The following is a 25,324-nucleotide window of genomic DNA, read 5'->3' as shown; positions in this document are numbered from 1 at the left end:
AGCAATTGGTTATGGTTCATAGATCATAGCAGAAACTCGTATAACTTTATATTTAATCGTGTTTTATCGCATGCTATTTACATCTTTTTGTAAATTCTCAACTATGAACCATCAACCATTAACTATGAACTTCTAATCAACTAATTATTCCTAACTTTGCGCTATGATTATTGAAGTATTAAAGTCCAAACTTCACCGGGTTAAGGTAACACAGGCCGAATTGAATTACGTGGGCAGTATTACAATTGACGAAGATTTGATTGAGGCAGCCAATATAATACCTAATGAAAAGGTGCAGATTGTAAATAATAATAACGGCGCCCGTTTTGAAACTTATGTAATAAAAGGCGAGCGCGGCAGCGGCACCGTTTGCCTTAATGGAGCCACCGCCCGCCTGGCCCAGGTTGGCGACATCGTGATCATTATGTCATACGCTTATATGGATGCCGAAGAGGCCCGTTCCTATGAACCTATATTGATATTCCCCGACGCTGATAATAAGCTGATCAAATAAGCCTGATTTTCAAAAACATCTCTCTTCTAAGCCCCTGCTCCAAGGAGGATAGGTATATTATTGCATATTTTCTCCCTTCTTAAACATACAGTTTCTTAAAAAAGAACATATCCGGTAAATAATATCGGCCTGTTAATTAAAATCTATTACTGTAAATCTGACATAGGCTCAACCCATCTCGGCCCACACATTGCAAACTGGACCTGAACGGCTTATCCCCGGTTATTATGTCATCAACATAACGGATAATAAGGGCAGCTACAAAATCTATAATACTAACAATCGGGGAAGTTTACCTATAGGCAGGCTTCCCACGATTATCTCCTGTTTAAATTTAAAATACACATTGAACAGATTACTTCTTATAGTAAATAATTATAATTATTGCTGTAGCTTTGAGGACTAAACCATCACTATTTCGATGAAATTATTTTTTACCTCTCTCTTTCTCCTGGCTGCAAGCATATGCTTTGCACAAAGGCAAAATGTTTACTTCCTGAAAAACAATGGTAAATATGTAGATGTTCGTGACAGCGCCGATTACATCAGAATAGTGAGAGAACCTGATTCCGCTTCAACACTATACAATGTGGCTGAGTTTTACCTCAATGGTACCCAGAAGCTTGTAGGAAAATCAATAAGTATCGATCCACCCAAGTATGAAGGCCCATGTGTTACTTATTATGCAAACGGTAATAAACAATCTGTGATCAATTATAAAAAAGGAGTTAAAACAGGGAGTGATCTTGAATTTTATCCAAACGGTAAAATTTACCTGGAAACTATACATCTCGGTGGTGATTACACTCAGGGTTCGCAATTCTGGGATAATCACTTGATACAAACCAATAGAGACTCATTAGGAAACGCCACCGTAACCAATGGAAACGGATATTACAAAGGCTACGACGATAAGTTTACCTATATTGAGGAAGAGGGCAATATCAAAAACGGCAAAAGGGATGGAAAATGGAAAGGTGAATATAAACACACCCATGTTACATTTACCGAAAATTACGACAATGGTAAACTGTTAACCGGAAATGCGCAAACTGAAGATGGCAAAACCAGCACCTACTCGGGCACAAGAGGAGTGCCTCCAGAGTTTAAAGGCGGAATTGAAAGCTTTGGGCGGTATTTATCAAGAAACATTAGATACCCGGATCTGGCTCGCCAAAAAGGTATACAAGGCAGGGTAATACTCACATTTGTAGTTGAAAAAAATGGTGAGCTTTCTGATATAAAAGTAAGCAAATCGGTAATTCCGCTTATTGATGACGAAGCCATACGGGTGCTTAAGGAATCACCTAAATGGATACCAGGCACACAGTTTGGCATGCCCGTAAGGGTACAATACAGCGTTCCTATTAGTTTTACACTTGGTAATTAACTACCGGGGATCAGCACCTATACCGAGTGATAGCTTCAGGCTTACATCCACATCACCAGCTTTACGTAATTTGTAAACCATTCGGATACGTACACTGGATTGCCGCACCAACTCGTCAAGAAAATGTGAATTATCAATATCCAGCACAATACTATTCCCCACGGTAGCACTAATATCATTTCGTACAGCCACCATGACCTCATCACTCCCATCAGCTTTGGCCATATATACCCGTAATGACGCGATATTGCCAATGTTATAGTTAGCGGGATCTTTCGATTCCAACTTGGCTGATGAGATGCGCACCTCGCTTATTTTACCCGCATTATTTCCATCCTTGGTAAAATCCTGATCAAAGCTGTTTGCGGTACTTATAGCCGTATGAGGCTCACTTATACTTGCTGATGCCGGGATTACCATATTGGCTGTATATGGGAACGTCCCCTTTACAACACGTTGCATCATGGCGCAGCTCCCCAAAAATAAAATTGAAGCAAGCAAAATAAATGTAAGTTTCTTCATCATTTTAATTCAGATGGTTGACCGGTAAGCTACGGATAAAAGTCCGGGGATTCTCTTATACGGAGCTCGACCTAAAGTTCGGTATAATTTACCTTAAATTCCTATAAAAACACAATATGTGCAGGTTTTGAACTGGTTTATCGCAACAATATTTAAAAATACATTTTTTGTATTTAAAAACACATTTTAGTGCATGAAAAGCCATGCAAAATTGAACCAGAAGAGCTTTCTGAAATTTTATAAAAAAATACTCAAAAAAGTTTAACAAAAGCATATCTTTGCACCCCGACACTGAGGTCGGGATTTCTCGCCTTCAGTGCATAGGAAAAATCGTTTACTGGCCCTCAAAAAGCCTTTAACTTTTGACTTAGAACTTTTATTTAAAAAAAGCCCTATGCCCAAAGATAATTCCATCAAATCCGTTCTCATTATTGGCTCCGGCCCTATTATTATCGGCCAGGCCTGCGAATTTGATTACGCCGGCTCTCAAGCTGCCCTTTCCCTGAAAGACGAAGGTATTACCGTATCCATCATTAACAGTAACCCTGCTACCATCATGACAGATAAGGTTATTGCCGATCACGTGTACCTGCTGCCGCTTGAACCTGAAAGCATTGAAAAAATACTACAGGAACAGCAGATAGACGCAGTACTGCCTACCATGGGCGGCCAAACCGCGCTTAACCTTTGTATTAGCGTTGCCGAGCTCGGCATCTGGGAAAAATATGGTGTTAAAATTGTTGGTGTTGACCTGGCCGCTATTGAAAAAACCGAAAACCGCGAAGCTTTCCGCCAACTGATGGTTGATATTGGTGTTGGTGTTGCTACATCAAAAATTGCCAACTCGTTTTTAGAAGGTAAAGAAGCGGCCCAGGAGATCGGCTTTCCATTGGTTATCCGTCCAAGCTATACGCTGGGTGGCAAAGGCGCCGGTTTCGTGCACAAAAAAGAAGATTTTGATGCTGCTTTAAGCCGTGGCTTGCAGGCATCGCCAACCCACGAGGTTTTGGTGGAGCAGGCGGTTTTAGGCTGGAAAGAGTATGAACTGGAGCTGTTACGTGACAATAACGATAATGTGATCATCATTTGCTCTATCGAGAACTTTGATCCGATGGGTATCCATACCGGCGACTCGATCACCGTGGCCCCGGCCATGACCCTTAGCGATCGCTGTTACCAGGATATGCGTAACCAGGCTATCAAAATGATGCGTGCTATTGGTAACTTTGCCGGCGGCTGTAACGTACAGTTTTCGGTTAACCCTGCCGATGAATCTATCATCGCCATTGAAATTAACCCACGCGTTTCACGCTCATCAGCCCTGGCATCAAAAGCAACCGGTTACCCAATCGCTAAAATTGCAGCCAAACTGGCTATAGGTTATAACCTTGACGAAATTGAAAATCAGATCACCAAAACCACTTCAGCTTATTTTGAGCCAACGCTGGATTATGTGATCGTTAAAATACCTCGCTGGAACTTTGATAAATTTAAGGGCGCCAACCGTGAGTTGGGTCTGCAAATGAAATCGGTAGGCGAAGTGATGGGCATTGGCCGCAGCTTTATTGAAGCCTTGCAGAAAGCCTGCCAGAGTTTAGAGATCGGTCGTGCCGGTTTAGGTGCCGATGGCCGTCAGAGCCGCAATTTGGAAGAGATCATGCACAGCCTGGAGCATCCAAGCTGGGACAGACTTTTCCACGTATATGACGCATTAAGTCTCGGCGTTCCGATTGAATCTGTACGTAAAGTTACCAAAATTGATCGCTGGTTCCTGAACCAGATCCAGGATGTAGTAAACCTGGAAAACGAACTGCGCAGATATTCATTAACCAACATCCCCGAGGAGTTCCTGTATACTTTGAAACAAAAAGGGTTCTCAGACACTCAAATAGCGTATATATTGGGGAATGTAACCGAAGAGGATGTTTACCAGCGCCGCAAAGCTTTGGGCATTAACCGGGTTTACAAAATGGTTGATACCTGCGCTGCAGAATTCCCGGCCAAAACACCTTACTACTACTCTACTTATGAAGGCGAGAACGAATCTGTATCGTCTGATAAAAAGAAAATAATTGTATTAGGATCAGGTCCTAACCGTATAGGCCAGGGTATTGAATTTGATTACAGCTGTGTACACGGCCTGCTTGCCGCCAAAGAATCGGGTTTTGAAGCCATCATGGTGAACTGTAACCCCGAAACTGTTTCGACCGATTTTAATATGGCCGATAAGCTTTACTTTGAGCCGGTATACTGGGAACACGTACGTGAGATCATCGAGCTGGAAAAACCTTATGGTGTAATTGTTCAGCTTGGCGGGCAAACAGCCTTAAAGATGGCCGAAAAAATGCACGAGCATGGCATCAGGATCATCGGTACATCATTTAATGATATGGACATCGCCGAAGATCGCGGCCGCTTTTCGGATCTGTTAAAAGAGCTTGAGATCCCTTATCCTAAATATGGTGTTGCAGAAAGCGCTGAAGAAGCACTTGAAGTAGCCCATCAGGTTGGGTACCCGGTATTGGTACGCCCAAGCTATGTCTTAGGCGGCCAGGGTATGAGCATTGTGATCAATGATGAAGATTTGGAAAAAGCCGTAGTTAGCTTGTTGAAAAACCTGCCCGGAAATCGTGTACTGATTGACCACTTCCTTGACCGTGCTGCCGAAGCTGAAACTGACTCGATTAGTGACGGTGACGATGTACACATTATAGGTATGATGGAGCACATTGAGCCCGCTGGTATCCATTCCGGCGATTCATTCTCCGTATTACCTCCGTTTGACCTGTCAGACAATGTGATCAGCCAGATGGAAGAATATACTATAAAAATAGCCAAGGCATTAAACGTACGCGGTTTATTGAATATCCAGTTCGCGGTAAAAAATGATCAGGTATATGTGATCGAAGCTAATCCACGCGCCTCACGTACCGTACCATTCATTGCCAAAGCTTACGACGTACCTTACATCAATATTGCCGCCAAAATAATGCTTGGCGTTAACAAGCTTAAAGATTTCACCATTGAACGCAAACTTTGGGGCTATGCCATCAAAGAACCGGTGTTCTCTTTCGATAAATTCCCTGAAGTGAACAAAGAATTGGGCCCCGAAATGAAATCGACCGGCGAGGCTATCCGTTTTATACCTAACCTTCAAGATCCTTATTTCAGGCATTTGTACAAAGAAAAGTCAATGTACCTGAGCAAATAAAATAATTAAAACATTAGATTGCGCATGCAGTTTAATTACCGATAACATTTACCTGCAGCCAGGGCTGCAGGTAATATATTGTTGAACTAAGTTAGTATATATTGAAAGCTAATTCGAATAATACACAGGCATTCAACCTGAATAATGTTGATCCTGAGGAGATAGGTGATGTTCTTGTAAAAATTGAAAGATCCTTTAATATCCGTTTAGACGACACATCCTGCAAGGATGTAAAAACCTTCGGCAAGCTTTGTGATATTGTGGTAGAGAAGGTAAAACAAACCAATAACGACAGCTGTACCACTCAGCAGGCATTTTATAAAATACGCAATGCCATTAACTCCACCATTTCACCCCCAAAGGAGTTAATAAAACCCCAAACCAAACTGGCTGATATTTTCCCCAGAGATACCCGCTTACAAGTGATCACTGAGATTGAACGCGAAATGGGTTTCAAGATCAATCTTTTGCAGCCGAAACAGGGCATTGTAGGCACATTTATATTTGTGCTTGCAGCATCGGCAGTTGGTTTCTTTTATCAGCCTGCAATGGCTTTTATTGGTGCACTGATTGCTATAACCGGCTTAATGCTTGCAGGTAAATTTGGCAAGGAGCTTAAAGTAAAAACATTAGGAGACCTGGCCGAAAAAGTGGCCCGCGAACATTATATCAAATGCCGTCGTGATGCCTCAACTGTTAATCGTAATGAAGTAGCCCAAAAGGTAAAAGAGCTCTTCACTTCCGACCTATACCTGGAACCATCAGTATTAACACGCGACGCTAAGTTTTAATCAGCATTAAAAGATAATACTAAAAAAGGGTGCCACCCTGAGCTCCGTCGAAGGGTAGAGGGCAGAGGCCTGCTCACCATGCTTCGACGGAGCTCCATGACAGCCTTGTTGGAAATTCAAAATTCATTATTCGATATTATTCCGCTTAAGTTCTCCTCAGGGGCCTACCTATCTACCAGTAATCCTTTTACCTCAAAGGTTAGTTTCCTTTTAGTATCCGTTTTTACCTTATGCTGTTTTTTGTCAATAACAGTATCGCCGGCCAGATGTTGCAGATCGTCGGCTATAAATTGCTTTTGGGCCACACCTTCAATAATCACTGTACGCCCGGCTAAATTATCCGGGATGTTTATACTGTAATTTTTAAAATGCGCGGTTATCACTTTCCCTCTGCCGGCATCCAGCTCAAACCAACCACCTTTTCCGCGGATCACTCTGATCACCCGGCCTTCAATAGTGGTACTGATCCTGGTTTTTTTCCCCATAAAGGTTTCCAGCTTTGCGGCACTCATCATGGCCTGAGTATTTGGTTTATCGCCATAAACCATACCATGGGGCAGCGGAACATGCTGCTGTGCAAAAGCAACAGTTGAAAGTAAAAGAGCAATTGGAAATAGGAGAGATTTCATGGCTATTGTTTGTTGATTTGTAACAATTATATAGGCAAAATGTTATCCGCCCTGTTAATATTATCTTCTTCATACTATGCTCATTCTAAAATATCTATTTAGACATCACAAAGGCCATTTTTAGACTACAAAAAAGGATTTTAATGCCATTTGTTAATATATGTTAAAACCCCTGCAGCTGAATAATATGCAGCTATGCATAGAGTTAATAAAGTGCTTAATAAACATACTTATTACTTAATCTATTAACACACATGAACAAAACTTCAACTAAATCGTTCTTTTTTGCTGCATATCTGTTAGCAATTTTTTTCACAGTTACCGGATGTAATAAAAGCACAAATACAACCGGCACCCCACCAACTCTGGTAACAATGGATGTAACTACTACCGCTACCGGAACAGGCGCGTATAGCGGTGGATTAATTACAACCCCTTTAACCGAAACCCTGACAGGAATTGGCGTATGCTGGAGCGCCAGTAATCAAAACCCAACTACTGCCGACTCTAAAACCGCGGACACAGTTACCATAGAGAGCTATGCCAGTAAGATAACCGGCTTAACTCCTAAAACAACGTATTATTTAAGGGCATATGCCATTAGCGCCTCCGGAACCTCCTATGGTAATACTATACAGTTTACCACCAGCGCAGACGTATCGGCCTTAGGGGGTACGGTGAGCACGGTTGCCGGCAGTGCGACTACGGGGTTCGCCGATGGAACCGGTTCAAGTGCGGTATTTGACAGTCCGCAGGGCCTAACTATTGATGCCGCCGGTAATATTTACGTGGCTGACTCCTTTAATAGTGCCATTCGAAAAGTTACACCATCTGGTGTGGTAACAACTGTGGCCGGCGACGGAAGCATAGGTTATATTGACGGCCCAATTGCCGGCGCTAAGTTTTATGCGCCGCAAAGCCTGGTGGCCGATGCTTCAGGGAATATTTATATAGCTGATTTTGGCAACAATATGATCCGTAAAATATCAGCAAACGGCACAGTAAGCACCTTAGCCGGAAGCGGTGATGCCGGCTATGCCGATGGCACAGGGAATAAAGCTACGTTTAACAGTCCACGCGGTTTGGCGCTGGATGCTCAGGGTAATTTATATGTGGCCGATCAGGGTAATAATCTTATCCGTAAAGTTACGGCTGCAGGGGTTGTAACTACCATTGCAGGTAAAACGACAGCCGGTTACGTTGACAATGCTACAGCTACCACCGCACAGTTCAATCAGCCCAATGGCATTGCATTGGACGCACAGGGCAATATTTATGTTGCGGATCTGCAAAATTACGCCATTCGTAAAATAACAGCTGCGGGGGTGGTAACCACTGTTGTTGGCGGTCTTAAATTATCCGCACTGATTAGCAATCCAGGAGCGCTTACTTTTGATGCTAAAGGGAACTTGTTTATAAGCGATCAAAATGGCCGTGTATTAGAGCTTACAGCCAATAAGGTTTTACTTTCATTAGCCGGAAAAAGCGCTACAGCAGGATTTGCAGACGGACAAGGTACAAGTGCTTTATTTAACGCCCCACAAGGCCTCGCAGCTGATGCCAGCGGTAATATCTGGATAGCCGACAGCAACAATAACCGTATCCGTAAGCTTGTCCCTCCGTCAGGAATATAGAATTTGGGATTATAGGACTATTGGATTTGGAGACTTTTGGAAAAGAGGGCTGAAAGACAAAGGATCCATTATCCTTATATATAAAGGACGAAGGAACAGGGATGGTATAAAATCCTTTATCTATTCGTCCTTTATCTTTTATCCAAAAGTCCTATAGTCCAAAAAATCCCTAATTTATCCAAAAAGCAGGCTAAATACCTCTTCTATGCTACTTACTATCTTTATGTCGATATCATAGCGCGACAGATCCATCCGCTTTTTATCCTGCCCTGCCGCTGGAAGATTATATTTGGATATAAATATCTGATTAAAGCCCAGTTTTTGCGCTTCGGCAATACGTTGTTCTACCCGGTTTACGGCCCTTATCTCGCCCGATAAACCCAACTCACCCGCAAAGCAGGTTTTAAAAGGTATAGGCATATCCTCATGCGAAGATATAATGGCGGCGGCCAAACCCAGGTCAATGGCAGGGTCTTCAACCCTGATGCCCCCCGTAATATTTAAAAACACATCCTTGGCGCCTAATCTGAAACCACAGCGTTTTTCTAATACGGCCAACAACATGCTCATTCGTTTGGTATCAAAACCAGTGGCCGTACGTTGCGGTGTACCATAAGCCGATGTACTTACCAATGCCTGCGTTTCTATCAGCATGGGACGCATCCCCTCCAGTGTAGCTGATATGGTGATACCGCTTAAAGGTTCATCGCGTTGTGATAATAATATTTCTGAGGGGTTGGAAACCTCCCTTAAACCCTCACCCAGCATTTCATAAATTCCCAATTCCGAGGCAGAACCAAACCTGTTTTTTACCGTGCGTAATATGCGGTAAATATGGTGTCTGTCGCCTTCAAACTGCAAAACGGTATCAACCATATGTTCCAGTATTTTTGGCCCGGCAATCATACCATCTTTCGTAATATGTCCTATCAGGAATACAGGGGTTGAAGTCTCCTTGGCAAAGCGCAGCATCTCGGCAGTACACTCACGCACCTGTGACACGCTGCCGGGAGTTGACTCAATATGTGAGGAATGCAGCGTCTGTATAGAGTCTATCACTACCAGATCGGGCTCCAGGGCTTCTATCTGTTTAAAGATGTTTTGGGTAGAGGTTTCACAAAGTACATAACAAGCCCTCCCGCCTCCTGCAGTGGAAGTTTCTGAATTTATTACTATTGAACCATTCTCTTTAGCTCCCCCTTGAGGTGGCTGGGAAGGCAGGGGGGCTAACCGCTCGGCCCGCATTTTGATCTGCCGCTCACTTTCCTCACCCGATACATAAAGCACTTTCAGATCGGGCATATTGAGCGCTAGTTGCAGCATCAGGGTTGATTTTCCTATTCCAGGCTCGCCACCAATAAGCACCAATGAACCCGCTACTATGCCTCCACCTAACACCCGGTTAAATTCCTTATCGGGTGTTTGCATACGGTGTTCTTCGCTAAAAGTAATATCTGCCACCTGCACCGGCTTATTGGCGCGCTGTTGGGTATTCGATGTCACTTTCCAGGTAGGTACCGATGTGGTGGTACCTTTATCAATAATTTCTTCAACAAAAGTATTCCACTGCTGGCATGAGGGACATTTGCCCAGCCACTTAGCCGATTCAAAGCCACAGCTTTGACAGAAGTACGCGAACCTGGTTTTGGCCATATCTAAATCTGCATATTACAGATGCACAAATATGCAGATTTATATGTTAATTCTAGATATAATTACTAATTAAATTAGCATTTATTACGCTATATATTATACCTTAAATGCAATTTTGCAAAAGCTTAATTAATTATCCTTAAAGCAACTATCAGGAAACATAAACCTATCTTTAGCCGTATCACTGTCGTGTTTCATACTTGATCAGAGCGGAGGATGTTCAAAACACAATTGGCGATCGCGTTTTTAACTATTGTAACTCACCTTTATGAATAAATTTTTATCCGTTATTATTGGATTTGTGCTATTCAGCTTTGCAGCAAAGGCGCAGGATACAGGGAACAGTATTGAAATAAGTGGTACTTCGGGCATCAAAATATTCACACCTGATAAAAATTATCTATCAGGCCCCCTGCTTGGCGGAGAGCTGGCTTATCACTTTAATATGGCAGATAATAAAAGTGATTACATCCGGATACTAAACATCAAGAGTATCGATGCAGTATTTTCTTATCGCAACATGAGCCGTGTAATATTAAACCATGATCAGGCAACTAAAGGCATCATCGGCAATACCTATGCTGTGCTGGGCCGTTTAGAGATCGGTTTGTTAAAAATAAATCGTACCGAATTATTGTTTACCCCCGGCTTTGGCTTTTTGTATGCTACTGAAACCCATGTAACCAACAGCCAAAACGTTATTATAGGCAGTCACATCAATTTAGCCACTCAAGCCGGCCTCAAGATATTTACCCCCATAACCCATACAACCGGTATACAGGCAGGTGTTGAGGTTTTTCATTACTCTAACGGTGCAACCAAGTTGCCTAACAATGGTATAAATGCGTTTGCCTATACACTGGGCCTTGTACAAAAAATAAACCAAAGTGGCCCGGTAAATGACAATGAACAACAAACTGAGAATAAGCACTTTTTTGAAATTGGCGCCAATGTTGGCAGCCGGGGGGCTATAAGTAATAACAAGGGACTTTATAAAGCAGGGTTTTACATGGGTTATAATTATAAGTTTAGCCCGGTATTAAGTATTAAACTGGGTACTGATGCCGTTTACTATAACACCATTTATGATAAAAAAACCAATACAGAACAAAGCTTCCTGAATACTTTTCAGTCTCATGCCACATCTTACGACCGCTGGAGGGTTGGTATTGCCCTGGGCCCTGATCTGTGGTTGGGTAAACTGGGTCTGATGACCGGCTATGGTTATTATTTGCACTATAACAGTTACTATCCAACCAAAACATACTGGACCGCCGGTTTTAAATACTTTATAACTCCTTACCTGGCACTACAGGCTAAAGGCTATGTTCATGGCACCGAAGCCGATTATGTTGGGTATGGTTTACTATTCAGGATACATTGATTTCACACCCCCTATAAACAAAATATGCAGCTATTTTAAAATAGCTGCATACTTGAAATCTGCATAGCTGCAAATCAATCTCTTTACAGTTTTATTTCTTCGTCTTTTGACGAGAAGAAACGAAACTCTGTAATCTGGTAAGCAGGGTTGCTTTTAACCTTGATCCATTGACCGTATTTTACAAACCACTTCATCTGGCGGTTGTAAATGCCCTTTTTAATGTAGGCCTCAATATATGGATGTACACATAGGGTAATGCCCTTTTCGTTTTGCTCATCCAATATATAATTGAAGTTATTTTCGATATCATCCATTAGCAAAATGGTTGGCCTTATGGTACCTGTACCGTTACAGGTTGGGCACACTTCGCTGGTAACAATATTCATTTCGGGCCTTACACGCTGGCGGGTAATTTGCACCAAACCAAATTTACTTGGTGGTAAAATGGTATGCTTGGCCCTGTCATACTGCATTTCGGCACGCAAATAGTCAAATAGCTCCTTGCGGTTTTGCGGCTTGTGCATATCAATAAAATCGATCACCACAATGCCGCCCATATCGCGCAGGCGCAACTGACGGGCAATTTCTTTAGCCGCTTCTTTATTTACCTGGTAGGCATTCTCTTCCTGGTTTTCCTTATTGGCTGTACGGTTACCGCTGTTAACATCAATAACGTGCAATGCCTCTGTATGTTCAATTACCAGGTAAGCGCCACCAGCCAGATTAACTGTTTTACCAAAAGCGCCCTTGATCTGCTTATCAACACCAAAATGCTCAAATATAGGTTCCTTATGCTTATGCATCCGGACTATACTTTCCATATCAGGTGATATTTCATGGATATATGACCGAATCTCTTCGAACATACCATTATCATTCACATAAATATGCTGAAAATCGGGGTTCAATATATCACGGAGGATAGTTGATGTACGTCCAATTTCGCCTAAAACCTTTTTTGATGGTTCAACAGACGGCAGCTTGGTGATGAATGATTCCCATTTAGATATCAGATCAAGCAGGTCTTTTTGTAATTCATCAACCCCTTTGCCTTCAGATACTGTACGGATAATAACGCCAAAATGTTTTGGCTTAATGCTTTCAACAACCTTCCGTAAACGATTTCGCTCTGTATTGCTCTTTATTTTTTTGGAAATAGAGATAGCCTCCGAAAATGGTACTAATACCACATAACGGCCGGCTATTGAAAGATCAGAACTTAAACGTGGTCCTTTGGTTGATATAGGTTCCTTAGCTATTTGTACCGGTATAAGCTGGTTTTTTGATAATATCTCCGAGATCTTTCCTCCTTTATTGATATCACCTTCCAGCTTAAAGCCGTCCAAAAGCTTCGATTGGTATCCCCCGCTACGTACTTGTTTGGTTAATTTAAGCAGGCTTTGTACCTGCGGACCAAGATCAAGATAATGCAAAAAGGCATCCTTCTCGTAGCCAACGTCTACAAAGGCTGCATTTAAACTGGGCATAATCTTTTTGATACGCCCCAGGTAAATATCACCAACAGTATAATTGTTGCTGATCTGCTCTTTATGGAGTTCTACGAGTTGTTTGTCCTGTAATAATGCAATGGTAGCCCCATTTGGGGATGAATCGATAATTAATTCTTTTATCAACTGCTACTCCATTTCTTAAAACGGTAAAAACCGCATGTTAATAAGTGGGTAAAAAACACTACTAAAGTTATCTGCTTCATAAAAAAGCAGGTAAGCTGCTTTAAAAAAAGCAGCTTATTTCTTTTTATGTCTGTTTTTTCTTAAACGCTTTTTGCGTTTGTGGGTAGCCATTTTGTGTCTTTTACGTTTTTTACCGCTCGGCATAATAATAATTTTAATGTGTGATTAATTCTTTAACTCCTTGATGTATTCATCAATGCGCTGCCCGAATACAGGATCGGGCATCATTTCTTTACATTTTTGGTAAGCGTCAATAGCTTCCTTTTTCATGCCCAGTTGTTTGTAGCTTTCGGCCAGGTAAAAAGTTGGCTCCAGCTCTTGTTTTTGGGCAATTAATGTTTTAAACCTGCCTACCGCTTTTTCGTATTGGCCCGATTTCATGGCAAACATTCCTAAATTCAGGTTTGCATTCCAGTTATTCGGATCCTTTTTTACTACTTCAAGCAATAAGGCTATACCTTGCATAGGGCTGGCGCCGCCATTTACATAGGCAACACCTAATCCTGTTTTACCCACAAGGCTTTCTGGTTTTAATTTAAGGGCACTTTGAAATGCTTCTACCGCATTTGTAACAAATGCAGGTTGCAATAAAGTGTCTTGTGTAAGTTTGTAAGCATCGTTAAAACGATTACCTGCATTTAACCAATCCTCCAGCTTGTTTTCCTTACGGGCCAAAGCCTGATAATAGAAAGCTGCCGGGGCCGGCTGGTTAACATCATCCCACTGACTGGCTAACTGCTGCTGCAATTTTTGCTCATCCGCGCCTGATGCGTTTTTTAATTGCCCTTCAAGGTCGTTTATCTTTGCTGTTAATGCCGCCCCAATTGCGGTTTTAGCAGTTGCAGATACCATATCAACTGTTACAGCAGTAGCCGCTTTGCGGTTCCCTGTCATTACACTTGTTTTATCTGGTTTAGCCTCTTTGGGTTTTATTAAACCTTTAACGGGTAAATAGTACAAATAGCCCATAATCACAACTACGGCTGCACTAATGGCTATTTGTTTCTTATTCATGCTTATAAATTATTTGCTGTTTTTGTTACCTGTTTTAACTTTTTCAACAAAAGTTTTTGCTGGTTTAAAGCTTGGTACAAAATGCTCTGGAATAATGATGGCAGTATTTTTTGAAATATTGCGGGCTGTTTTTTTCGCTCTTTTCTTTACAACAAAACTTCCGAATCCTCTTACATAAACGTTCTCGCCGCCAACCATTGAGCTTTTCACTACTTTAAAAAATGCCTCAACTGTTTCCTGCACGTCTACTTTCTCTATACCTGTCTTAGATGAGATTTCAGTTATAATTTCTGCCTTAGTCATATCTGATTTACTTTTATTTAATATATAAATACTTAACTGTTTTGGGGTTGCAAAAGTATCGCTTTATATTTTAAGAGCGAAATATTTAACAGTTTTTTTTTTGCAAGTATGCAAAACGGACAATATCGTTACAAATTGCAAGCTAAATCGTTAAGGAGCAAGGATTTTTAGAGTAAGGATAAGGGATTGAGGAAGCAAGGATTTCGGGAGCAAAGAACAAGGATCAAAGACATATTTCTTACCTTCCTCTAAGGTCTAAAAATACCTTATCCTAAAATCCTTACTCCAAAAATCCTTACTCTTTGCTCCTCACAAAAGTCCTTACTTTTGCAGCCATGAATTTTACTGACGAATTGGTACAATGGTATCTTCAAAATAAACGCGACCTCCCCTGGCGCAATACTACCGATGCTTACGTAATCTGGCTTTCGGAGATCATCCTGCAGCAAACACGGGTGGAACAAGGGATGCCTTACTTTTATCGTTTTTTAGAAAGATTTCCAAACGTAAGTAGTTTTGCCACGGCTCATGAGGATGAGGTATTAAAACTATGGCAAGGCCTGGGTTATTATTCACGCGGCCGTAACATGCTTAAAACGGCCAAACTGGTGCAAGAGCAATACCAGGGTAAATTCCCTCAGCGTTATGATGAGCTCATTAAATTAAAAGGTATAGGCGAGTACACCGCTGCGGCTATTGCCTCATTTTCGGCAAACGAAGCCAAAGCTGTTGTTGATGGCAATGTTTACCGGGTACTTGCCCGTTATTTTGGCATTGCTGAACCGATCAATTCAACCGGAGGTAAAAAAACATTCCAGGAACTTGCCAATAATTTAATTAATAAGAAAACTCCAGGATTACATAATCAGGCCATGATGGAGTTTGGCGCCATGTTATGCAAACCAAAAAATCCGGCTTGCGGTATTTGCCCTGTACACTTGAGTTGCGTGGCTTTTACAACTAACGCCACCACTGCCTTACCTGTTAAATTAAAAACGGTAAAAGTGCGCGAACGCTTTTTTAATTACTTTTTAGTAACCGATGGTAACTCCATATTAATGAACAAAAGGGCCGATAAAGACATCTGGGCCAATTTATACGACCTTCCTATGGTGGAAACCGCTTCACTTTTACCGTTCCCTGAACTGATGGATCATCCCGCGGTAAAAGAGTTTTTTGGCAATGACATCAAAATATCAGAAGATATCGTACCGATACAAAAGCATATACTTACCCACCAACGGCTGAATATCAGAGTCATCAAAGTACAATCAAAGCCCACTAAATTAGAACTCAACTGGTTTTACGCTACAGTTGAAAACCTGCCAAATTTAGCTCTTCCAAAACCCATAGTTATATTAATAAAATATATTTTTAATTTATAAAATAATTTTCGTTATTTTATGGCATGTCAGGAATTAATAAAGTAATACTTGTAGGTCATTTAGGTAAAGATCCAGAAGTACGAATTTTAGAAGGCGGAGTATCCGTAACCAGTTTCCCTTTAGCTACTTCTGAAACCTTTAACAAAGACGGCCGCAAAGTTGAACAAACCGAATGGCATAATATTGTAATGTGGCGTGGCCTGGCCGATATGGCTGCCAAATTTTTACAAAAAGGTAAATTAGTTTATATTGAAGGCAAACTACGTACCCGCTCCTTTGAAGATAAAGAGGGTATTAGAAAATACACCACCGAAGTAGTGGCCGAAAACTTCACTATGCTTGGCCGCAAAAGTGATTTTGAAGGTGAAAACAGATCGAGCTTTAAACCAGAAGATCAGCTCAATTACCTGGATAACCCAACAAATGGTGATCAATCCTATTGATATCTGTACTGCCTGCAAAATGCCCGCTGAAATTACCAGCAGACATTTTTATAGTATGATTACATCACTGTAGCCTATAATAAAATGGTGGCACATAATTGGCAGTGCAAAGTTCATTAATACCACATTGATGATTTAAAATAAGCTTATTGCCACCGGTAACAGCTATATCGTAATCTATAGTTTTTAAGCCCTCAATAGCTTTAAGATCATCAATAGGAGCAGGGTTACCATCTTTACTCAGATAACTCAATATATCATAAAGCACTAATTTGGCACCGGTACGCTTGTATTTACCCGTTTCCCGGGCAAGTATACCCAGATCTTTTTTGGTGACGGTATCGATACCATACAATGTATGTTCATAAGACTGATCGCTTTTGAATTCGTAGGCGGATTTCTGCGTTGACAAGGGAATAATTGTCTGCCATTTTCCTATCAGGTTGTCGTTATTAGCTGCGTCTTTTTTACAAGCAGAGAACATAAACAACAACGCCAATATCAATGGGGTAAAAGCTGCGTTAAGATTGGCTATTTTTTTCATAAAACAGGATTTTGATAAGTATAACAACCTTTACGCCCCCTTAAACTATAATGATACAGTCATAACAAAAAACTCTCTGCACCGTGTCACAGGCGCAGAGAGTAAACTCAAAATTTTGCTGATACATTTACCTATCTGCCACCCGGCGGGCAGTGCTCTTTTAAATACCTGGTGAACAGTGTTCTTAAATGTTGTCCCGTACCCTCACCTTCAGAAATACTGTGTGTGCGATTGGGATACGACATCAATTCAAACTGGCAGTTATACTTTACCAACTCATTGATCAGCTCTTCGGCATTTTTATAATGAACGTTATCGTCGCCTGTGCCATGAATATATAACAGATTACCGCGTAGATTTTTGGCATACGTAACCGGCGATCCTTTGATAAATGCTGCACGGCCTTCATCATTAACGGGTACGCCCATATAGCGTTCCTGATAAATATTATCATAAGTCAGCTGGTCGCCGACGGCAGCTACAGCTATACCCGTTTTATAAATATCCGGGTACTGGAACATCAGGTTAAGGGTTGATGAACCACCACCGCTCCAGCCATGAACAGCTATACGGGTTGAATCAACAAAAGGCCATTTTAAGATCTCCTTTGCCGCCATTGCCTGGTCGCGGATGTTCACGATACCTATATTTTTATAGATAGCCTTGCGCCAGGCTGTGCCTTTTGGAGCCGGTGCACCACGCCCTTCAACCGACATATAGATGTACCCGTCATCGGCCATACTGCCTACATAAAGTCTATTATTGCCAGCGCCCCATGTATCGGTAACCGTTTGCGAAGCCGGTTCGCCATAAACCATAAATACCACCGGATATTTTTTATGCGGATCAAAATTGGTGGGCTTTTTCATCCAGCCATCCATTTCAATACCGTCAACCGTTTTAACCTTAAAAAATTCGGTCTTGTTTTTGGCATTTTTATCCAGTGTTATAGTGCTGCCACCGATATGCTTATGCTCGGGCAGGCTCACTACCTCGCTTACAGGTGGTGTATAACTATTGGAGAAATTATGCAGGGCAACCTTGCCGTTTGGCGATATATCATAACCGTGCGTACCCAGTTCATCGGCCGGTGAAACCCGCTCAGGTTTTGCTGCACCGGCAATTTTAATGCGATACAGATATTTCTGCGTAGCATTATCCGGCGAAGCCATAAAGTAAATATAACCGGAGGTTTCATCAATCAGGTTTATGCTGATCACATCGTAATCCCCTTTGGTTACCAGTGTTTCTTTACCTTCGCGGGTTACGCGGTAAATATGTTTCCAGCCATCTTTTTCGCTAACCCATAAAAACTCTTTACCTTTATTTACCCATTCCCAACCCATGGGGTCACCATTGTTCCAGCGTTCTTTGCCATCAATCCAGGCATTGCTTTTTTCTTCACGGATCAGGCGGGCAGTACCATTTGATACGTTGCCGATAAATACCCTGCTTTCGGTTTGTGCCCTGTTCAGTTGCTCCAGGATAATTTCGTTGGAGTTCAATGTCCATTCCATACGTGGTATATAATGCTGTACGGCATCACCAGGGGTATTTATCCAATTAGTTTTACCGGTAGTAATATCCACAACGCCTACTTTGCATGAACTGGGATCCTGGCCGGCAACAGGGTATTCTACAGGTACCACATAAGGGTATATAGAGTCGGTAGTATTCAGCATCAGGTAGCTTTTTATTTTGGTAGCATCTATTTGCCAATAGGCTATCGATTTGCTGTCTGGTGACCAGCGGAAACCATCGCGACAGCCAAATTCTTCTTCATAAGCCCAGTCGAACGTTCCGTTGATTAACCTGGTACTACCATCTGTAGTTAATTGCTTAACCGAGGCATCTGCCAGATCCTCTACGTAAATATTATGCCCGCTTACATAGGCGGCCTTATTACCATCGGGCGAAAACTTGGCAAACATTAGCGACGATTCCGGCGGGTTTTTACCCAGTTGCCATAATTTTTTGGTATTGGTATCATACACCCAATAGTCGCCCCGAGTATCATAACGCCACACTTTTTTGGTATTGGTATTGATCAATAATTTTTGGCCATCGGCTGATACCGAAAACCTTTTTACGCTCAACGGAGCCTGCCCCTGCGGGGTAAGCATATCCTTGCTTATCCACAAGGTTTTTTTGCCGGTATCGCGGGTATCCAGGATTCGGATACCATCACCGGTAATTTTGTAATACTGGTAACCATCCTTTGTCCAATGGGTTGGCAGCCGTTGCGCTTTTGCTGTGTACCCGCCCAAAATGAGCAATACAGCGGTAAGGAATAATGATCCCAAACGAAAAAATTTCATATACTGCGTGTTTTAATGAAGATTGCGGCGTTATTTTATAATTAAGTAAAGCCGCTGTAAATTTTGCATTAAATTAGCACAAATCAAGCACGTAAATTATCCAGTGTAATGAAAAAAATATTGCTATCTTTTGTTATTTGTTTCTCTCTTTTTACAACCGCTCAGGCCCAGCATACCGACCGCTCCAAGTTTATCAGGGACAGTCTTGACCTGTATATCAGCCGGGCTTTAACCAACTGGCGTGTACCCGGAATTGCGGTTTGTATTATAAAGGATAACAAAATAGTACTGGTGAAGGGCTATGGTATTAAAGAACTGGGGCTGCCAAATACCGTTGATATCAACACCCTGTTTATGATAGGCAGCAATACCAAAGCCTTTACAGCCACCGCTTTGGCTATGCTTCAGGCTAACAATAAATTATCCCTTGATGAAAAAGTAACCAAATATATTCCTGAGTTTAAACTGGAGAATAAATTTGCCGGCCAGGAAGCTACCGTGCGCGATCTGCTATGCCACCGGCTTGGTTTCCAGACCTTTCAGGGCGACTTCACTTTTTACAACACCAATCTTACCCGCCAGCAGGTGATCCAAAAGCTTGGCGAACTTAAAGCTGTCTACCCTTTCCGTACCAAATGGGGTTATACCAACGCCGCTTTTTTAACAGCCGGCGAAATTATTCCCAGGGTAACTACCAAACCATGGGAGGTTTACCTCAAAGAGGCCATTTTTGCTCCCCTGGGTATGACTAATACCCTGGCATTAACTAAAGATCTGCCTAAATCGCTCAACCGTACCGTACCACATACCCTAACCGACGGCAGGCTTGCCCCTATACCTTATTGCCAGTTGGACGGACTTGCCCCAGCCGGCGCCATCAGTTCATCGGCCAGCGACATGGGCAAGTGGGTAATGGCTTTACTAAACAATGGCAAAGTAGGCAACCGCCAAATTATACCCCAAGCAGCCGTTATGGCCACCCGCGAACCGCAGGATATAGTAGGCAGCGAATACCACCTGAATGGCGAAAACAATTTTGAGTTATACGGACTGGGCTGGTTTATACAGGATTATTTAAACCACCGCCTGATTATGCACGAGGGTGGCGTAAACGGCTATTTATCATCAGTTACCCTTTCACCGCAGGACAACCTGGGTATTGTGATACTCACCAATACCGATCAAAACCTGCTTTATGAGGCCCTGCGCTGGGAAATTCTGGATGCCTTTTTTGGCAGGCCCTATCATAATTACAGTGATGCTTACCTGAAAAATTATAAGGCACACACCACTTCCGAACAACAAGCTGAGCGCAAACTACGTGATACTGTGGCGCTTGCCTTGAAACCAGCATTACCCTCAGCTTCCTACCTCGGCAAGTATACCAACAGCTTTTATGGCAGCATGACCGTAACCCAGGGCGAAAACAGCGACCTGGAAATGCGTTTTGAACATCATCCCACCATGTTTGCCAAATTGCAACCGCTGGGTGGTAACCGTTTCTTTGTAACTTTTTCTGACCCGGTTATGGGTAAGGCTATTTTTCCGTTCAATGTACAAAATGGCAGGGTTACTGGCGTAAAAGTTAAGGTAGCCGACTTTGTAGAACGCGGCGCTTATGATTTTAAAAAGGAATAGCGAGTTGTGAGTATTGAGTGGCGCCAAAACTAATCGTCAAACACCTCTCAAAAAACTTTTTAAACCTTAAATTTTAACACTTTTCTACGCGAAAACAGGCTAAAACAGGTAAAAAACCGTTGAAAAAACCTCGTTTTAACACTTTTTAACAAATTCCAACTCGTTTTTGAGCAGTTTTGAAAACTTTAAAAAGTATTAAATAATTGATTGTCAAATAACCTATATATCAAACAGTTAGTTTTTTGGCTTTTTATTTCCGTAAACAAAGCGGCCCGGTTCTCTTTTTTACAAAGAACCGGGCCGTTTTGTTATATACAAATATAACGAAATAATCAGATAGATAGAAGAACCGCTGTTATCATTAAATAATAACTTCGGAGCTGGCTAATTGGGCACAAAATCCCATTCCTGTTCTGGGATATCTTTTTATTGCTAAAAGTTTTGTAAGATGTTAAAACTTCAAATTAGCTTTAAGCCATTGCTGTACATCTTCCTGCATGGTAATTTCGGGAGGTAACTGGTCATGTATCAGTTTTTCCATTTTGTTACCGGTATTGGCAAAGCGGTAATCCCAAAGTATCATTAATTTATTGATCAGGTAAACTACCTCATTGCCCTCATCCTTAGTAAACGGCGTAGTGTCCGGTTTACCGTTTACCCGCGGATCGTTTTGATTATAAACACTCCATTTGTAATCGGTATAATGTAAATTTCTTCTTGAAAAAAGGATCATGAGTTCGGTATTTGTTTAAATATACGTATAATAGTTCAGATGCGGTTTAAAATCATCAAACGGCCAACTCATCCTGTCGTCTGCAATGTGGCTATCAACTAACAAACCACCACTCCATTTTTCACCGATTAATTTGTAATTTCAGCCCAGTATAATACTGATCTTCATGAAAAAAATATTTCTATTTACCGTTGCTGCTTTATTGAGCACTGCCGCTATAGCGCAGGATAAAATAAAACCCATTTATTATTCCATATCATTCCCCAATGCCGCTCATCATGAGGCAGAAGTGGTGATGACCATTCCACAGGCGCCTATGAGTTTACGTTTCCGGATGAGTCGCTCATCGGCAGGGCGTTATGCCACGCATGAGTTTGGTAAAAACATCTATAATGTTAAAGTAACCGCTATTGATGGTACAGAAATTCCTTTTACGCAAATAGAGGGCGACCTGTATGAAGTGGGTACCCATCCGGACAATATCAAAATAAGTTATACCCTGTTTGGCAACTGGACCGATGGCACTTATGCCAGTATTGATCCCAGTCATGCCCACTTAAACATGCCTGCCGCTTTTATGTGGGTGCTGGGCCAGGAAAAAAGACCTGTCAAATTTGAATTTAATGACCTGGATAAATACGGCTGGAAGGTATCCACACAATTAAAACCCGAAGGCGCCAACGTGTACAGCGCGCCAAACCTGCAATACATGATGGATAGCCCTACCGAGCTGGCCAATTCCAGGGTAACCAACTGGGATGTGACCAATACCGACGGCAAAAAAGAAAAAATAAATGTAAGCATCCATTCTGATGACGACCAGGCCACGGTGGATAATTTCGGTAAAATGGTTCAAAAGCTGGTACTGGAAGAGAAAGCCGTTTTTGGCGAACTGCCTGCTTATGATTACGGCGAATATACTTTCCTGACAGATGTTTACCCAACCGACTCGGGCGATGGTATGGAACACCGCAACTCCACCTGTATTGTTGATCCCTTGAATAAGGTTGCCGGTAATGAGAACGACCTGCTGGGCATATTCTCTCACGAGTATTTCCACAGCTGGAATGTAAAACGCATCCGTCCAAAATCGTTAGAACCCTTTAATTTCGAGCATGCCAACATGAGCAGCGAGCTTTGGTTTGCCGAGGGCTTTACCCAGTATTATGGCGAGCTGCTGCTTGTCCGCTCGGGGTTTACGCCTCTTGATGATTATACCCGCACGCTGGCCGGCCTGGTTAACCAGATCCTGAATACACCGGGTGCTGCCAAATATCCGGCAACACAAATGAGCCGTTACTCGGTATTTGCCGATGCCGGGGTATCTATCGACCCAAACAACAATATCAACGATTTTACCAGCTATTACACCTATGGGGGCGCCATAGCGCTGGCGCTGGATATGCGCTTGCGTGGCGAATTTAACCTTACGCTTGACGATTATATGCGCCAGGTTTGGTTAAACCGCGGCAAGGTCATGAAACCATATACCATTCCCGATCTGCAGGCCGATTTGGCAAAGATGACCAACAACCCCAAGTTTGCCGCCGATTTCTTTAAACGCTACATTTACGGTACCGACAAAAACAATTATGAGGAACTATTGAACAAAGCCGGACTGGTACTGCGTAAAATGCAGCCCGGCAAAGCATGGGCAGGTTCACTGGCTACCAATGCAGGTCGCGGCCGTTCGGGTCAGCAGCGTGCTGCCGGTGCCGAGGGATTACCTATCCTGTCGAGCACCATTATAGGTACACCGGTTTACAAAGCGGGTTTAGATGCAGGTGATATTATACTGAAAGCCGATGGCCAAACCATTACCGATCCAAAATCATTCTCGGATGTACTGGCCGGCAAAAAACCAGGCGACAAAATAACTGTGAACTATAAGAACCGCACCGGCGCTCATGAAACTACCATTGCGCTGGAAGAAAGCCCGTACTTTGAAGTGGTTACTTATGAAAAAGCAGGCAAAACGCTTTCAAAAGAACAGGAAACTTTCCGTAATAACTGGTTACAATCAAAAGTTAAATAAAATTTGCAGACTCAAATTAACACCCCACTTGTCATTTTGACCGGAGGGAGAAATCTTAAACGTTTAGTATATCGCTTGCAAAAGATTTCTCCTCGTACCTCGTTCGAAATGACATGAGGGAAAAAGCTAATAATCATGAAAAAACTCGCCATAATAACCGCTCTTTTAGCTGCATCAACCTACAGCTTTGGGCAAGATGTAAACAAGCTGATTGACCAGGATGATGTAACCCGCATCATCAAAACCCTGAGTGCCGATGATATGCAGGGCCGGGCAACTTTTACTCCGGGTATTGAAAAAGCAGCCAAATTTATTGAGGGCGAGTATATCCAAGCGGGCTTAAAACCACTGACAGGCAATACAGGTTACCGCCAGAGTTTTACGATGATACGCTCAACGCCCATAAAAACAACCGCGGTAATAAATGGCAAAGCTATTGTACCCGATAGCGTTTTCACCATTGGCAGCGCACCCTTTACCTGGGCCAGCGACAAGGATGTACAGGTGGTAAACGTAACCGCCGACAAAAATTTCAGGCAGGAATATATGGGCGCACAAAAAAGCGGCAAAAAAACACTGATGATCGTCGATCCAAAATTCCAGAGTCTGTTTAACCGCATCCGCGATTATTCGTCAAGAGGCAACGTGAGTTTTAAAGGCAAAACGGCTTCTTCCATTTCATTTATATTAGGCAAGTTTGATAATATCAGTTCCTTTAATATCAGCTATGAAAACAAAAGCGAAGAATTGCCGCTGTTTAACATAGCAGGTATCATCCCCGGTAAAACCAAGCCTAATGAGTTTGTAGTTTTCTCGGGCCATTATGATCATTTGGGTATCATCAAGGCCATGGAGGGTGATAGCATAGCCAACGGTGCCGATGATGATGCTTCGGGCACTACGGCTGTGATATCTTTAGCCAAATACTACAAAAAGTTAAATAACAATGCCCGCACGCTCATCTTTGTGGCCTTTACCGCCGAAGAGATAGGCGAATACGGCTCACAGTATTTTGCTACCCAGGTTGATCCGGATAAAGTGGTAGCCATGTTCAATATCGAGATGATCGGCAAGGCTTCTAAATTTGGTGAAAATTCGGCTTTTATCACCGGGTTTGAGCGTTCCAATTTTGGCACCATCCTGCAGAATAACCTCAAGGGAACCAAATTTGAGTTTCACCCCGATCCTTATCCAGATCAGGACCTGTTTTACCGCAGCGATAACGCGTCATTAGCAGAAAAAGGTGTACCGGCTCATACCATATCAACCGATCAGATAGATATTGATAAACTGTACCATACCGTAAAAGACGAATTTAGCTCGCTGGATGTAAACAATATCACCTCTACCATCCGGGCCATAGCCTTAAGTTCTCGCACTATTGTTTCGGGTAAGGATACGCCTACAAGGGTACCGAAACTGGAAAGATAATAGGACAGCAGGAGACACATGTGATGTGTCTCTACGTTTAATCATTGTAGAGACGCAT

20 protein-coding genes are annotated in these 25,324 nt (G+C 42.3%); 11 read left to right on the top strand and 9 right to left on the bottom strand.

All coding sequences use genetic code 11. The features are described 5' to 3' along the window. The first annotated feature begins 163 nt into the window (after positions 1-163). Positions 164-514 (top strand): aspartate 1-decarboxylase, encoded by a 351-nt coding sequence (gene panD / locus ACNURT_RS05145; protein WP_370994915.1) that lies wholly within the window; start codon positions 164-166, stop codon positions 512-514. 421 nt (positions 515-935) lie between these two features. Then, complete coding sequence (locus tag ACNURT_RS05140; protein WP_419700825.1) at positions 936-1,904, top strand: TonB family protein; 969 nt, start codon at positions 936-938, stop codon at positions 1,902-1,904. On the opposite strand, the gene ACNURT_RS05135 is transcribed toward ACNURT_RS05140, so the two are convergent. Beyond that, on the bottom strand, positions 1,905-2,429 hold the full coding sequence (locus ACNURT_RS05135) for a hypothetical protein (protein WP_419700824.1): 525 nt from the start codon (positions 2,427-2,429) through the stop codon (positions 1,905-1,907). Between the two features lie 391 nt (positions 2,430-2,820). Here ACNURT_RS05135 and carB point away from each other — a divergent pair, with 391 nt between their 5' ends. Both carB and ACNURT_RS05125 read left to right on the top strand, forming a co-directional pair. Next, on the top strand, positions 2,821-5,637 hold the full coding sequence (carB, locus tag ACNURT_RS05130) for a carbamoyl-phosphate synthase large subunit (RefSeq protein WP_419700823.1): 2,817 nt from the start codon (positions 2,821-2,823) through the stop codon (positions 5,635-5,637). 101 nt (positions 5,638-5,738) lie between these two features. Continuing rightward, positions 5,739-6,428 carry a hypothetical protein gene (locus tag ACNURT_RS05125; protein ID WP_370994918.1) on the top strand — a complete coding sequence of 230 codons (690 nt, stop codon included), beginning with the start codon at positions 5,739-5,741 and terminating at the stop codon, positions 6,426-6,428. 164 nt (positions 6,429-6,592) lie between these two features. On the opposite strand, the gene ACNURT_RS05120 is transcribed toward ACNURT_RS05125, so the two are convergent. Continuing rightward, complete coding sequence (locus ACNURT_RS05120; protein ID WP_370994919.1) at positions 6,593-7,057, bottom strand: DUF4920 domain-containing protein; 465 nt, start codon at positions 7,055-7,057, stop codon at positions 6,593-6,595. Between the two features lie 254 nt (positions 7,058-7,311). Between ACNURT_RS05120 and ACNURT_RS05115 the strand changes: the two genes are divergently transcribed. After that, positions 7,312-8,691, top strand: coding sequence for an NHL repeat-containing protein (locus ACNURT_RS05115; protein ID WP_419700822.1), 1,380 nt, complete (start codon positions 7,312-7,314; stop codon positions 8,689-8,691). Positions 8,692-8,865: 174 nt separating this feature from the next. Here ACNURT_RS05115 and radA read toward each other — a convergent pair whose 3' ends face one another. Continuing rightward, complete coding sequence (gene radA, locus ACNURT_RS05110; protein WP_419700821.1) at positions 8,866-10,344, bottom strand: DNA repair protein RadA; 1,479 nt, start codon at positions 10,342-10,344, stop codon at positions 8,866-8,868. Between the two features lie 268 nt (positions 10,345-10,612). Here radA and ACNURT_RS05105 point away from each other — a divergent pair, with 268 nt between their 5' ends. Further along, a complete protein-coding gene (locus ACNURT_RS05105; RefSeq protein ID WP_419700820.1) occupies positions 10,613-11,728 on the top strand; it encodes an acyloxyacyl hydrolase in 1,116 nt (371 codons plus the stop codon). 83 nt (positions 11,729-11,811) lie between these two features. Here ACNURT_RS05105 and ACNURT_RS05100 read toward each other — a convergent pair whose 3' ends face one another. The 3 genes from ACNURT_RS05100 to ACNURT_RS05090 all read right to left on the bottom strand — a co-directional run bounded on the left by ACNURT_RS05100 (position 11,812) and on the right by ACNURT_RS05090 (position 14,739). Continuing rightward, positions 11,812-13,362, bottom strand: a complete 1,551-nt coding sequence (locus tag ACNURT_RS05100; RefSeq protein ID WP_419700819.1) for an Rne/Rng family ribonuclease — start codon at positions 13,360-13,362, stop codon at positions 11,812-11,814. A gap of 225 nt (positions 13,363-13,587) precedes the next feature. After that, positions 13,588-14,436: a tetratricopeptide repeat protein gene (locus ACNURT_RS05095; RefSeq protein WP_419700818.1), complete on the bottom strand. Its 849-nt coding sequence runs from the start codon at positions 14,434-14,436 to the stop codon at positions 13,588-13,590. 9 nt (positions 14,437-14,445) lie between these two features. After that, complete coding sequence (locus ACNURT_RS05090; RefSeq protein ID WP_090470293.1) at positions 14,446-14,739, bottom strand: HU family DNA-binding protein; 294 nt, start codon at positions 14,737-14,739, stop codon at positions 14,446-14,448. Between the two features lie 335 nt (positions 14,740-15,074). On the opposite strand from ACNURT_RS05090, the gene mutY reads away from it, so the two are divergent. Together mutY and ACNURT_RS05080 are read left to right on the top strand one after the other, a co-directional pair. After that, positions 15,075-16,124, top strand: a complete 1,050-nt coding sequence (gene mutY / locus ACNURT_RS05085) for an A/G-specific adenine glycosylase (RefSeq protein ID WP_419700817.1) — start codon at positions 15,075-15,077, stop codon at positions 16,122-16,124. Positions 16,125-16,147: 23 nt separating this feature from the next. Then, positions 16,148-16,567 (top strand): single-stranded DNA-binding protein, encoded by a 420-nt coding sequence (locus tag ACNURT_RS05080; protein WP_370994926.1) that lies wholly within the window; start codon positions 16,148-16,150, stop codon positions 16,565-16,567. Between the two features lie 64 nt (positions 16,568-16,631). On the opposite strand, the gene ACNURT_RS05075 is transcribed toward ACNURT_RS05080, so the two are convergent. Next, positions 16,632-17,111 (bottom strand): hypothetical protein, encoded by a 480-nt coding sequence (locus ACNURT_RS05075; protein WP_370994927.1) that lies wholly within the window; start codon positions 17,109-17,111, stop codon positions 16,632-16,634. Positions 17,112-17,242: 131 nt separating this feature from the next. After that, the gene (locus tag ACNURT_RS05070) at positions 17,243-19,429 is read right to left on the bottom strand and encodes a S9 family peptidase (protein ID WP_419700816.1); all 2,187 of its coding nucleotides are present in this window, start codon (positions 19,427-19,429) and stop codon (positions 17,243-17,245) included. Positions 19,430-19,537: 108 nt separating this feature from the next. On the opposite strand from ACNURT_RS05070, the gene ACNURT_RS05065 reads away from it, so the two are divergent. After that, on the top strand, positions 19,538-21,067 hold the full coding sequence (locus ACNURT_RS05065; protein ID WP_419700815.1) for a serine hydrolase: 1,530 nt from the start codon (positions 19,538-19,540) through the stop codon (positions 21,065-21,067). Between the two features lie 451 nt (positions 21,068-21,518). Here the strand turns inward: ACNURT_RS05065 and ACNURT_RS05060 are convergent, their stop codons facing one another. Then, the gene (locus ACNURT_RS05060) at positions 21,519-21,800 is read right to left on the bottom strand and encodes a hypothetical protein (protein ID WP_370994930.1); all 282 of its coding nucleotides are present in this window, start codon (positions 21,798-21,800) and stop codon (positions 21,519-21,521) included. Positions 21,801-21,966: 166 nt separating this feature from the next. Here ACNURT_RS05060 and ACNURT_RS05055 point away from each other — a divergent pair, with 166 nt between their 5' ends. Together ACNURT_RS05055 and ACNURT_RS05050 are read left to right on the top strand one after the other, a co-directional pair. After that, positions 21,967-23,835, top strand: a complete 1,869-nt coding sequence (locus ACNURT_RS05055) for a M61 family metallopeptidase (RefSeq protein ID WP_419700814.1) — start codon at positions 21,967-21,969, stop codon at positions 23,833-23,835. 135 nt (positions 23,836-23,970) lie between these two features. Continuing rightward, positions 23,971-25,266, top strand: a complete 1,296-nt coding sequence (locus tag ACNURT_RS05050) for a M20/M25/M40 family metallo-hydrolase (protein ID WP_419700813.1) — start codon at positions 23,971-23,973, stop codon at positions 25,264-25,266. Positions 25,267-25,324: the final 58 nt, after the last annotated feature.

This window comes from Mucilaginibacter sp. NFX135 (genome assembly GCF_048565145.1).
In the GTDB taxonomy this organism is placed as follows: domain Bacteria; phylum Bacteroidota; class Bacteroidia; order Sphingobacteriales; family Sphingobacteriaceae; genus Mucilaginibacter.
Note: the sequence above shows the minus strand (reverse complement) of the source record. Positions and strands in the feature narration are given on the sequence as shown.

Bases quoted from the DNA above. Each gene is read 5' to 3' on its own strand.
- carB (WP_419700823.1), top strand. From the start codon at position 2,821: ATGCCCAAAGATAATTCCATCAAATCCGTTCTCATTATTGGCTCCGGC.
- mutY (WP_419700817.1), top strand. From the start codon at position 15,075: ATGAATTTTACTGACGAATTGGTACAATGGTATCTTCAAAATAAACGC.
- ACNURT_RS05050 (WP_419700813.1), top strand. From the start codon at position 23,971: ATGAAAAAACTCGCCATAATAACCGCTCTTTTAGCTGCATCAACCTAC.
- ACNURT_RS05090 (WP_090470293.1), bottom strand. From the start codon at position 14,739: ATGACTAAGGCAGAAATTATAACTGAAATCTCATCTAAGACAGGTATA.
- ACNURT_RS05080 (WP_370994926.1), top strand. From the start codon at position 16,148: ATGTCAGGAATTAATAAAGTAATACTTGTAGGTCATTTAGGTAAAGAT.
- ACNURT_RS05095 (WP_419700818.1), bottom strand. From the start codon at position 14,436: ATGAATAAGAAACAAATAGCCATTAGTGCAGCCGTAGTTGTGATTATG.
- ACNURT_RS05120 (WP_370994919.1), bottom strand. From the start codon at position 7,057: ATGAAATCTCTCCTATTTCCAATTGCTCTTTTACTTTCAACTGTTGCT.
- ACNURT_RS05065 (WP_419700815.1), top strand. From the start codon at position 19,538: ATGAAAAAAATATTGCTATCTTTTGTTATTTGTTTCTCTCTTTTTACA.
- radA (WP_419700821.1), bottom strand. From the start codon at position 10,344: ATGGCCAAAACCAGGTTCGCGTACTTCTGTCAAAGCTGTGGCTTTGAA.
- ACNURT_RS05115 (WP_419700822.1), top strand. From the start codon at position 7,312: ATGAACAAAACTTCAACTAAATCGTTCTTTTTTGCTGCATATCTGTTA.
- ACNURT_RS05140 (WP_419700825.1), top strand. From the start codon at position 936: ATGAAATTATTTTTTACCTCTCTCTTTCTCCTGGCTGCAAGCATATGC.
- ACNURT_RS05105 (WP_419700820.1), top strand. From the start codon at position 10,613: ATGAATAAATTTTTATCCGTTATTATTGGATTTGTGCTATTCAGCTTT.
- ACNURT_RS05070 (WP_419700816.1), bottom strand. From the start codon at position 19,429: ATGAAATTTTTTCGTTTGGGATCATTATTCCTTACCGCTGTATTGCTC.
- panD (WP_370994915.1), top strand. From the start codon at position 164: ATGATTATTGAAGTATTAAAGTCCAAACTTCACCGGGTTAAGGTAACA.
- ACNURT_RS05060 (WP_370994930.1), bottom strand. From the start codon at position 21,800: ATGATCCTTTTTTCAAGAAGAAATTTACATTATACCGATTACAAATGG.
- ACNURT_RS05075 (WP_370994927.1), bottom strand. From the start codon at position 17,111: ATGAAAAAAATAGCCAATCTTAACGCAGCTTTTACCCCATTGATATTG.
- ACNURT_RS05135 (WP_419700824.1), bottom strand. From the start codon at position 2,429: ATGATGAAGAAACTTACATTTATTTTGCTTGCTTCAATTTTATTTTTG.
- ACNURT_RS05055 (WP_419700814.1), top strand. From the start codon at position 21,967: ATGAAAAAAATATTTCTATTTACCGTTGCTGCTTTATTGAGCACTGCC.